The following is a 10,404-nucleotide window of genomic DNA, read 5'->3' on the forward strand; positions in this document are numbered from 1 at the left end:
ATAGCGAGAGCACCTGAAGGTTTTGGCCCCAGGTGCCGCCCGATCAGGCTCAGGCGGCGAGGAAGCGGTAGAGGTTGCGCAACATGCCCGCGGTGGCGCCCCAGACAAAGCGCTCGTGCGGGCCATCGACGTACGGCATCGAGTACCACTCGCGACGGACCCCATCGGTGGCGCTGACCGCGTGACGGCGGTGGTTGGCCGGGTCCATCAGCCAGGCCAGCGGCACCTCGAAGGCCTCGGCCACCTCGAACGGATTGATGTCCAGCACGAAGTCGGGCTGTACCAGCGCGACCACCGGGGTCACGACGAACGAAGTGACAGTCGTGTAGGTCGGCAAGGTGCCGAGCACCTCGATGAACTGCGCCGACAGGCCCACCTCTTCCCAGGCTTCGCGCAGCGCGGCGGCCTGGATGTTGGCGTCTTCAGGATCGACGCGCCCGCCGGGAAAGGCCACTTGGCCCGAATGGGTCGACAGGTGCGTGGTGCGCTCGGTGAGCAGCACGGTCGCGCCTTGCGGGCGCTGCACGATCGGCACCAGCACGGCGGCCTGGGCCGGCACGCGGTCGGTCATGCGGGGCTCGCGGCGCAGTTCGGGCGTCCACACGGGCGGCGAGGCAAAGCGCGCGCGCAGGGCCGTTGCCGTCAGCTGCGCCGGGGCCACCGCCGGCAGACCGTCGCTTCCGTCCACGAAAGGCGCCTGGCGCGGGTCGATCTGCAGCAACGCGGGCGGCACCACGGCATTGACGGGTTCGACGACGGCGGAGGACGTGGGGGCGGAAGTGGATGAGGTCAAGAGAGGATGCGGCCTGTGGCGGAATGAAAGGAGTAGAGCGTAAAAATGGAAAACTGTCTTGAAGCGCGGCGCCAACGCAAAAAGCCGCCAGAGCGGCGGCTTTTTGAGCAGAAAGGACGGCGGCTGATTAAGCGGCCGACGCAGCCTTCTGCGACTTGCCCGGCAGCTTTTCCTTGATGCGTGCCGAACGACCGCTGCGCTCGCGCAGGTAGTACAGCTTGGCACGGCGCACGTCGCCGCGGCGCTTGACTTCGATGCCGGCGATCAGCGGGCTGTAGGTCTGGAACGTACGCTCCACGCCTTCGCCGCTGGAGATCTTGCGCACGGTGAAGCCGCTGTTGAGGCCACGGTTGCGCTTGGCGATCACGACGCCTTCGTAGGCCTGCACGCGCTTGCGGCTGCCTTCGACGACGTTCACGCTGACGATGACCGTGTCACCGGGCATGAAATCGGGGATGGTCTTGCCGAGACGGGAAATTTCTTCCTGCTCGAGGGTCTGGATGAGGTTCATGATTTCCTGGATATCGATCGTTTCGGGCTGCACTAAAGGCGCCGTGGGCTTTGGCGGAAAACCACCAACAAACCGGGCGCGGCCGGACAGAGGATCGGGGAACCGCGGATTATAGCTTTTTTTTCAGCGCGGCCTCATCGGCCTTGTTCAGCTTGCCTGCCGCCCGCGCGGCATCGATCAGTTCGGGGCGCCGCGCGGCCGTGATGGCCAGGCGCTGGTCGCGCCGCCAGCGCTCGATCTGCGCATGGTGGCCCGAGAGCAGCGGCGCCGGAACGCCCTGCCCGCTCCACTGCTCGGGCCGCGTGTAGTGCGGGCAGTCCAGCAGGCCGTCGAGCGCCGGGTTGAAGCTGTCCTGCACATGGCTGGCCTCGTCACCCAGCACGCCGGGCTGCAGCCGGGCCACGGCGTCGAGCAAGGCCATGGCCGCGATCTCGCCGCCCGAGAGCACGAAGTCGCCGAGGCTGACCTGGTGGGTGACACGTGCATCGATGAAGCGCTGGTCGATGCCTTCGTAGCGTCCGCAGACCAGCACCGCGCCCTCGCTCGCCGACCAGCGCTCGACGGCCTCGTGGCGCAGCGCCTCGCCGATGGGCGAGAACAGCACCACCGGCGCCGGTGCGCCGCGGGCCGCCAGCGCGGCATCGAGGCAGGCCGCCAAGGGCTCGGCCATCATCACCATGCCGGGCCCGCCGCCGAAGGGGCGGTCGTCCACGCGCTTGTAGTTGCCCTGGGCGAAATCGCGCGGATTCCACAGCACGACCTCGACCTGCTTCGATTCGTAGGCGCGGCGCGTCACGCCGCTGGCCATGAAGGGCGCGAACAGTTCGGGAAAGAGCGTGAGGACGTCGAAGCGCATGCGCGCGCGGCCCGGATCAGAAATCGGGTTGCCAGTCGACCGTGATGAGGCGGCCGGCCAGGTCGACCTTGTCGACGAAGACCGAGACGAACGGCACCATGCGCTCGATGGTCTTGCCGTCTTCTTCGGCCGTCAGCACCAGCGTGGTCTGCGGGCCGGTGGCGAGCAGTTCGCGCACCGCACCAAGCACGACACCTTCGCGGTTGACGACCGACAGGCCGATCAGGTCGACCCAGTAGTACTCGTCGTCGCCGGCGGTCGGGAAGCTCGAGCGCGGCACGAACACGCGCGCGCCGCGCAGGGCCTCAGCCGCATTGCGGTCAGGCACATCCTCGGACGAGGCGACGATGCAGTCGGAATGTTCTTTGGCTTCGCGGACCGCGAGCCGGAAAGCGGCGGGTGTGGAGGCTCCGGGAGCCTGCAGGAACCAGCGCTTGGAAGAAAAAAGCGCCTCGGGCTGGGCGCTGTGGGGCAGGACCTTGAACCAGCCCTTGATGCCCCAGGCATCGGCGATGCGTCCGACCTCGATCGCATCCGCCGGCAGTTCGGCGGCTTCGAGTGTGGGCAACATCGCCGTGCGGGCGGCTTAGGCGGCCGCCGCGGGAGCCGCAGCAGCGGCTTGCTTGATCAGGCGCAGCACCGTGGGCGAAGCCTGGGCACCGACGCTCTTCCAGTACGCGAGGCGGTCCTGGGCGATGCGGATGCTTTCTTCGTTTTCCTTGGCGGTCGGGTTGTAGAAACCCAGGCGCTCGATGAAACGGCCATCGCGGCGAACGCGCTTGTCCGACACGACGATGTTGAAGAACGGACGGCCTTTGGAGCCGCCGCGGGAGAGTCGAATGACGACCATGATTTATCCTTGGGTGGTCAGCGAGCCAGTTCAAATAGAAAGAGGCCCGCTCACGATGTTCTTCCAGCGTCGAGACACGCGACATGGCCACCCGGCCAGCGCACGCTGAAAAGCCCACGATTATAGCCCGACCCGGGTTTTTCTCCGAATTCCGGCCCCGCGCCGCCTGCCCCACCCGCATGACCCTCACCCTCCGCCCCAGCCGCGACGAAGACATCGCAGCCATCACGGCCATCTATGCCCACCACGTGCTGCACGGCACCGGCACCTTCGAAACCGAGCCCCCGTCCGAGGCCGACATGGCCGCCCGGCGCGCCGACGTGCTGGGCAAGAACCTGCCCTACCTCGTGGCCGAAGAAAACGGCGAAGTGTTGGGTTTTGCCTACTGCAACTGGTTCAAGCCCCGCCCGGCCTACCGGTTTTCGGCCGAGGACTCGATCTACATGTCCGAGGCCGCGCGCGGCAAGGGCCTGGGCGCGCAGCTGCTGGCGGCGCTCTCGCAGGCGGCCGAAGCGGCCGGCGTGCGCAAGCTGATCGCGGTGATCGGCGATTCGGCCAACGCCGGCTCGGTCGGCGTGCACCGCAGCCAGGGCTTCACGCACGTGGGCGTGCTGAAAGACTGCGGCTGGAAGTTCGACGCCTGGCGCGACGTGGTCCTGATGGAAAAAGTACTCGGCGAAGGCAGCCGCACCAAACCCGAATGATGAAAAAGATGAAAAGCAAAACCGTCGCCGCCTGGCTCTCTTTCCTCGGGGGCCCGCTGGGCCTGCACCGCTTCTACCTGCGCGGCATGGGCGACTGGCTCGGCTGGCTGCTGCCTATTCCCACCGCGCTGGGCATCTACGGCATCGAGCGCCTGCGCATGTACGGCGTGGACGACGGCGTGAGCTGGGCGCTGATCCCGCTGCTCGGCTTCACGATCGCGGGCTGCGCGTTGATGGCGATCATCTACGGCCTGATGACGCCCGAAAAATGGAATGCCCGCTTCAACGCCGGCGCACCGGCCGACGCTGCACCGGGCCAGACCAACTGGCTCACGATCGGCGCCGTGGTGGCGTCTTTGTTCTTCGGCAGTTCGATCCTGATGGCGAGCATCGTGTACAGCTTCCAGCACTACTTCGAACACCAGATCGAAGAAGGCCGAAAAATCTCGCAATAGTCGCTCGGCCAAGCGCGGCGCCTCTGCGAACGAGGCGCCGACGCTTCAGTGCTTCAGAAAATCTGCCAACTGAACCAGTAAGCCATCGCCGCGACGAAGGCCGAGGCGGGAATGGTCAGGACCCAGGCCCAGACGATGTTCCCCGCCACGCCCCAGCGCACCGCGCTGGCGCGCTGCGTGGCACCGACGCCGACGATGGCGCCCGTGATGGTGTGCGTGGTCGAGACCGGAATGCCCAACGCGGTGGCCAGGAACAGGGTCAGCGCCCCACCGGTCTCGGCGCAAAAGCCGCCCACGGGCTTGAGCTTGGTGATCTTCTGGCCCATGGTCTTCACGATGCGCCAGCCGCCGAACATGGTGCCCAGCGCAATGGCGGCGTAGCAGCTCACGATGACCCAGGTCGGTGGCACCGCGTCGCTGGCCGAGGCGTAGCCGGTGGCGATCAGCAGCATCCAGATGATGCCGATGGTCTTCTGCGCGTCGTTGCCGCCGTGGCCCAGGCTGTAGGCGCCGGCCGAGACCAGCTGCAATCGCCGGAACCACCGGTCCACCCGAGAGGGCGTGGCACGCCGGAAGCCCCAGGCCACCACGATCATCATCAGCGAGCCCAGCAGGAAGCCCAGCAGCGGCGACACGAAGATGAAGGCCACGGTCTTCCAGATGCCGGAAGCCACGAGGCCGCTGGTGCCGGTCTTGGCGATCACGGCGCCCACGATGCCGCCGATCAGCGCGTGCGACGAGCTGCTCGGGATGCCGTAGTACCAGGTGACGAGGTTCCAGCTGATGGCGCCGATGAGCGCCCCGAACACCACGTGCACGTCGACCACCCCGGGCTGGGCGATGCCCTTGCCCACGGTGGCCGCCACGCTCAGGTGAAAGACGAAGATCGCGATCAGGTTGAAGAAAGCCGCGAACACCACGGCCTGCCCCGGCTTGAGCACGCCGGTGGACACCACCGTCGCGATCGAATTGGCGGCATCGTGGAAGCCGTTCATGAAGTCGAACAGGATCGCGAGCGCGACCAGCACCACCACCACCCAGAGGGCGACCTGCACCGTTGTCATCGGCTGCTACCCGCTCAGGAATTCTCGAGGACGATGCCCTCGATCACGTTGGCCACGTCCTCGCACTTGTCGGTGATCGTCTCGAGCAGCTCGTAGATCGCCTTGAGCTTGATGACCTCGCGCACGTCCGGCTCTTCGCGGAACAGCTTGCTCATGGCGCTGCGCATCACGCGGTCGGCGTCGGATTCGAGGCGGTCGATTTCCTCGCAGGTCTTGAGCGTGGCCTCGGCCACGGCCGGGTCGGCGATCTTGCCGAGGTACTTCACGGCGTCCTTGAGGCGGTCGCAGCACTTCACGCTCAGGGCCGTGAGGCGCACGATCTCGTCGGTCATGTGGCGCACGTCGTACAGCGCCATGGTCTCAGCCGAATCCTGGATCAGGTCGGCCACGTCGTCCATCGTGTTGATGAGCTTGTGGATCTGCTCGCGGTCGATGGGCGTGATGAAGGTCTTGTGGATCAGGCGGTTGACGTCGTGCGTCACTCGGTCCGCGGCGCGCTCGGCGTTGTCGACGTCGCGGTTGTACTGTTCGCGCAGGTGCACGTCCGCATAGTGGGTGACGAGCTGCTCGAACGCACGCGCCGCCTCCACGATGCGCTCGGCATGCTGGTTGAACATTTCAAAAAAATTGCCCTCTCGGGGCAGCAGCTTGCCGAACATGGAAAAAACTCCTGGGACGCGCCAATCACAATTTCATGACGCCTTCGTGAAAACTTCCCGAGTTTAACGGGCGCGACCGGAACGACCGGTCGGGCCGACCTTCCGGCCCCGGCTTGACCGGCTCGCTCAGGCCGGCAGCTGCAGTGCCACGACCAGCCGCACGCACGCGGCAACGCCGGCGAGATCGGGCAGGGACAGCCGCATGCCGGCCGCCCCAAGAGTCAGCGGATTTTCTGGATGACCTGGCCGGTCACGCGTGCCAGCGCGGCGCGCGGCACCTTGTCGGGGGCAATCTCGGCCAGCGGCTTGAGCACGAAGGCGCGCTCGCGCATGCGCGGGTGCGGCAGGGTCAGCGTGGGGCTTTCGATCACCGAATTGCCGTGCATCAGCAGGTCGAGGTCGAGCGTGCGCGGCGCATTGGGAAAGGGCCGCTCGCGGCCGGCCAGCGTCTCCAGGCGCTGCAACGCGATGAGCAGTTGCTCCGCGTCCAGCCCGGTGCGCACGGCCACCACGGCGTTGATGAAGTCGGGGCCTTCGGCATCGACCGGCGCGCTGCGGTAGAGCGACGAGCGGGCCGTGACCTGGGTGCGTTGCAACGCGCCGATGGCGGCCATGGCCTCCTTCACGGTCGCCTCAGCATCGCCCAGGTTGGCGCCGATGGCGACGAAGGCCTGCACGGTCGGGTAGTCCTCGCGCGGACCGCGTGGACGCGAAGGCGCGCGGCGTGCGGGCGGGCCGCTCTTGCTGCCTGCCGATGGCGGCTTGCCTGCGGCGCGCGGTGCGGGCTTGCCCCCCTTGCCCCCCTTGCCCCCCTTGGCGGCCTTGGCAGCCGGGGCGCTCTTCTTGCCGTCCTTCGGTCGGTCGGGCGTGCTCATTCGCCTGCGGCGCTCCCGCCGCCCTCGCTGCCGCCACCACCGCTACCGCCGCCCACGGGGCGCGGCTTGCGCCGGCGCTTGCGCTTGCGCGGCGCGGCGGCTTCGCCGTCCGGCGGCACGGCGTCGGCCTCGATGTCGGGTCCGTCGCCGTCGTCCGATTCGGTCGCGGCCTGTTTCTGGCGCGCCGGCTGCTCGCTGCGCGGCTTGGGCGCAGCGGCCGGGTCGCGCAGGCGCACGCGCTGGCGCACCTTCTGTTCTTCGCGCACCTGCTCGAGCAGGTCCTGGCGGCGCAGGTCGTCGGCGGTGCTGAACTCTTGCCACCACTCGGCGATGGCTTCGCCGACCTCGCCCACGTCGGCACGCAGGCGCATGAAGTCGAAGGCGGCGCGGAAGCGCGCCTGCTCGACCAGGCTGTAGGGCGTGGAGCCGGTGCGCTTGTCGAAGCGCGGCTGCATCATCCAGATCTCGCGCATGTCGGCGGCCAGCTTGCCGCGGCCCGACACGTCGCCGATACGCGAATTGAAGACGTCGTCGATGGCATCCTGCAGCGCCGGGAACGGCGGCTGCGGGCGCTGGCCGTGGCGACCTTCCTGGCGCTGGGCCCAGCCGTCGCGCACGTCGGCCCACAGCACGCAGGCCAGCAGGAAGCTGGGCGCCACGGGCTTGCCTTCGCCGACGCGGCGGTCGGTGTCTTGCAGGGCGGCCTTCACGAAAGGCTGGTCGGCGCGCTCCACCACCACGTCGAGCAACGGGTAGATGCCGGTGGCGAGCCCCAGCTTGCGCAGCTGCTCCACCGTCGCGATGGCATGGCCGGTCTGCAACAGCTTGAGCATCTCGTCGAACATGCGGCTTTGCGGCACGTCGGCCAGCAGCTTGCTCGACTCGATGAGCGGCGCGGCGGTCTTGGCTTCCATCTTGAAACCGAGCGCAGCGAGCTTGGCCGAGAAGCGGATCGCGCGAATGATGCGCACCGGGTCTTCGCGGTAGCGCGTGACCGGGTCGCCGATCATGCGCAGCGTGAGCTTCTGGGCGTCCTTGATGCCGTTGTGATAGTCGACCACGACCTGGTTGGCCGGGTCGTAGTACATGGCGTTGACGGTGAAGTCGCGGCGCGCCGCATCTTCTTCCTGCGGGCCCCAGACGTTGTCGCGCAGCACGCGGCCGCTGGCGTCCACGGCGTGCTTCATGCTCGCGAGTTCGCCCTTGCTGGTGCGTTCGTTGCCGGCCACCTGCTCGGCGGCGGCGCTGTCCATGTAGGCGCGGAAGGTCGAGACCTCGATCACTTCATGTTCGCGGCCGCGGCCGTACACCACGTGCACGATGCGAAAGCGCCGGCCGATGATGAAGGCACGGCGGAACAGCGACTTGACCTGCTCGGGCGTGGCATTGGTGGCCACGTCGAAATCTTTCGGCCGCAGGCCCAGCAGCAGGTCGCGCACCGCGCCGCCCACCACGTAGGCCTCGTAGCCGGCCTGCTGCAGCGTGGTGACCACGTTCTTCGCGCGTTCGTCGACCAGGGCGGGATCGATCTTGTGAACCTCTGCCGGCACCTCCTGGCGCTTGCCGAAGCGGCTCTTGCCCTGCGTGCCGCCGGCGGACTTGCCGAGCAGCTTGTCGATGAATTTCTTGATCATTGGTTGTTTTTTGAGGAGGAGCAGGCGCTTCTTCTTATCTGTCTATTCGTTTTCGAGCATGGAGCGGATCAGCGGAATGGTGATCGCGCGTTGGGTCTGCAGGGCGTAGCCGTCCAGCTGCGACAGCAGCTCCATCAGACTGCCCAGGTCGCGGCTGAAGCGGTGCAGCATGAAGTCGAGCACGTCGTCGGACAGCATCACGCCGCGCGCGTCGGCCGCCTGGCGCAGCACCGCGCGGCGTTCGCTTTCACTCAGCACCTGCAGATGGAAGACATGGCCCCAGCCGAGGCGGGTGCGCAGGTCTTCGCGCAGCGGCAGGTCGGCCGGCGGCAAGGCGCCGGCGGCGACCACGCCGCGCTGCAGGGTCTGGGCGTTGACAAACCAGTTGAAGGCCGCGTGCTGCTGCACCGCGGTGTAGAGGTGGACGTCGTCGAGCAGGACGGCGCCCCAGCGCTCGTCGAACTCGGGCGGCTCCAGCAGGCCGGCGTGCAGCCAGCCCACGCTGGCGCCCTGCTCGGCCAGTGCGACACGCACGGATTCGAGCAGGTGGGTCTTGCCACTGCCGCTGTCGCCCCAGAGGTAGGTCGGCACCGGCGAGTGCAGCGCGGGGCTGCCATCGGCGCCGCCGACCCACACTTGCAGGTGTCGCAGCGCCGCCTCGTTGGGGCCGGCAAAAAAGGCGTCGAAGCTGGGGCCCGTCGCAATGCCGATATCGAGCGCGAGCTGTTTCATCCCGGGAAGGTTCATGGAGGGGGCCCGGAGGGCCCTTAAAATCGTGAGGAATTCTATCGGCCCGGCCGCCTCGGTCGCCGGCGCCTCCCCTGCCCGCCCTTCCTCGCTGCTTCGCGAACCTTTTCGCTCCTTCTTCTCGACACCGCCCGCCCATGACCTCCTCCACGCCCACCCCGCTCAGCTACAAGGACGCCGGTGTCGATATCGACGCAGGCGACGCCCTGGTCGACCGCATCAAGCCGCTGGCGAAGAAAACCATGCGCGAAGGCGTGCTGGCCGGCATCGGCGGCTTCGGCGCGCTGTTCGAAGTGCCCAAGCGCTACAAGGAGCCGGTGCTGGTGAGCGGCACCGACGGCGTGGGCACCAAGCTCAAGCTGGCCTTCGAATGGAACATGCACGACACGGTCGGCATCGACCTCGTGGCCATGAGCGTCAACGACGTGCTGGTGCAGGGCGCCGAGCCCCTGTTCTTCCTGGATTACTTCGCCTGCGGCAAGCTCGACGTGGACACGGCCGCGGCCGTGGTTGGCGGCATCGCCCGCGGCTGCGAACTCTCCGGTTGTGCCCTCATCGGCGGCGAAACCGCCGAAATGCCCGGCATGTACCCGGCCGGCGAGTACGACCTGGCCGGTTTTGCGGTCGGCGCGGTCGAAAAGTCGAAGATCCTCACGGGCCAGAACGTGAAGCCCGGCGACGTGGTGCTGGGCCTGGCCTCGGCCGGCGTGCATTCCAACGGTTTCAGTCTCGTGCGCAAGGTGATCGAACGCGCCGGCGCCGACCTGCCCGCCACCCTGGACGGCAAGCCCTTCCGCGAAGCCGTGATGGAACCCACCCACCTGTACGTGAAGCCCGTGCTCGAAGCGCTGGGCAAGCACCCGATCAAGGCGCTGGCCCACATCACCGGTGGCGGCCTGCTCGAGAACATCCCGCGCGTGCTGCCCGAAGGCACCGCCGCCCACCTCAAGAAGGGCAGCTGGCCGCAGACCGAGCTGTTCGCCTGGCTGCAGAAGGTGGCCGGCATCGACGACATCGAGATGAACCGCACCTTCAACAACGGCATCGGCATGGTCGTGGTGATCGATGCGGCCGAAGCCGCCGCCTGCGCCGCCACGCTGCGCGCCGCCGGTGAATCGGTGCACGAGATCGGCGTGATCGCCGAGCGCGGCGACGGCGCGGCCGTGGTCGTCGCCTGATCGCGCGCCCGTTCTTTTTCTTTTTCTCACCGCACGCCCCGTTCCCCGGATGGCCACGCCGCTGCCCGACGCCACCCT

General features: G+C 67.7%; 13 protein-coding genes. 3 read left to right on the plus strand and 10 right to left on the minus strand.

Annotation, left to right across the window (positions count from 1 at the left end):
- Positions 1–49: 49 nt before the first annotated feature.
- From AC07Y4_RS21455 to rpsP, 5 genes are all read right to left on the minus strand, one after another.
- Positions 50–793 (minus strand): CoA pyrophosphatase, encoded by a 744-nt coding sequence (locus AC07Y4_RS21455; protein WP_174250200.1) that lies wholly within the window; start codon positions 791–793, stop codon positions 50–52.
- A 127-nt stretch (positions 794–920) separates the two neighbouring features.
- Positions 921–1,304, minus strand: coding sequence for a 50S ribosomal protein L19 (rplS, locus tag AC07Y4_RS21460; protein ID WP_056572437.1), 384 nt, complete (start codon positions 1,302–1,304; stop codon positions 921–923).
- Between the two features lie 109 nt (positions 1,305–1,413).
- Complete coding sequence (gene trmD / locus AC07Y4_RS21465; protein ID WP_307694758.1) at positions 1,414–2,160, minus strand: tRNA (guanosine(37)-N1)-methyltransferase TrmD; 747 nt, start codon at positions 2,158–2,160, stop codon at positions 1,414–1,416.
- A gap of 16 nt (positions 2,161–2,176) precedes the next feature.
- The gene (gene rimM, locus AC07Y4_RS21470; protein ID WP_495275020.1) at positions 2,177–2,731 is read right to left on the minus strand and encodes a ribosome maturation factor RimM; all 555 of its coding nucleotides are present in this window, start codon (positions 2,729–2,731) and stop codon (positions 2,177–2,179) included.
- Between the two features lie 15 nt (positions 2,732–2,746).
- Positions 2,747–3,010: a 30S ribosomal protein S16 gene (gene rpsP, locus AC07Y4_RS21475; RefSeq protein WP_070062321.1), complete on the minus strand. Its 264-nt coding sequence runs from the start codon at positions 3,008–3,010 to the stop codon at positions 2,747–2,749.
- A gap of 179 nt (positions 3,011–3,189) precedes the next feature.
- Here rpsP and AC07Y4_RS21480 point away from each other — a divergent pair, with 179 nt between their 5' ends.
- On the plus strand, positions 3,190–3,714 hold the full coding sequence (locus AC07Y4_RS21480; RefSeq protein WP_495275021.1) for a GNAT family N-acetyltransferase: 525 nt from the start codon (positions 3,190–3,192) through the stop codon (positions 3,712–3,714).
- An 8-nt stretch (positions 3,715–3,722) separates the two neighbouring features.
- Complete coding sequence (locus AC07Y4_RS21485) at positions 3,723–4,169, plus strand: TM2 domain-containing protein (protein ID WP_095950592.1); 447 nt, start codon at positions 3,723–3,725, stop codon at positions 4,167–4,169.
- Positions 4,170–4,222: 53 nt separating this feature from the next.
- On the opposite strand, the gene AC07Y4_RS21490 is transcribed toward AC07Y4_RS21485, so the two are convergent.
- From AC07Y4_RS21490 to hda, 5 genes are all read right to left on the minus strand, one after another.
- Complete coding sequence (locus AC07Y4_RS21490) at positions 4,223–5,233, minus strand: inorganic phosphate transporter (protein WP_062475084.1); 1,011 nt, start codon at positions 5,231–5,233, stop codon at positions 4,223–4,225.
- A 14-nt stretch (positions 5,234–5,247) separates the two neighbouring features.
- A complete protein-coding gene (locus AC07Y4_RS21495) occupies positions 5,248–5,892 on the minus strand; it encodes a DUF47 domain-containing protein (protein ID WP_056571891.1) in 645 nt (214 codons plus the stop codon).
- Positions 5,893–6,113: 221 nt separating this feature from the next.
- On the minus strand, positions 6,114–6,767 hold the full coding sequence (gene folK / locus AC07Y4_RS21500; RefSeq protein ID WP_495275022.1) for a 2-amino-4-hydroxy-6-hydroxymethyldihydropteridine diphosphokinase: 654 nt from the start codon (positions 6,765–6,767) through the stop codon (positions 6,114–6,116).
- Complete coding sequence (pcnB, locus tag AC07Y4_RS21505) at positions 6,764–8,401, minus strand: polynucleotide adenylyltransferase PcnB (RefSeq protein ID WP_492684580.1); 1,638 nt, start codon at positions 8,399–8,401, stop codon at positions 6,764–6,766. Before pcnB ends, folK begins: the two co-directional genes overlap by 4 nt.
- 42 nt (positions 8,402–8,443) lie before the next feature.
- Positions 8,444–9,133, minus strand: coding sequence for a DnaA regulatory inactivator Hda (gene hda / locus AC07Y4_RS21510; RefSeq protein WP_056571899.1), 690 nt, complete (start codon positions 9,131–9,133; stop codon positions 8,444–8,446).
- Between the two features lie 152 nt (positions 9,134–9,285).
- Between hda and purM the strand changes: the two genes are divergently transcribed.
- Positions 9,286–10,326 carry a phosphoribosylformylglycinamidine cyclo-ligase gene (gene purM, locus AC07Y4_RS21515; RefSeq protein ID WP_056571902.1) on the plus strand — a complete coding sequence of 347 codons (1,041 nt, stop codon included), beginning with the start codon at positions 9,286–9,288 and terminating at the stop codon, positions 10,324–10,326.
- Positions 10,327–10,404 lie beyond the last annotated feature (78 nt).

The organism is Variovorax sp. GW460-12-1-14-LB1, assembly GCF_059423605.1.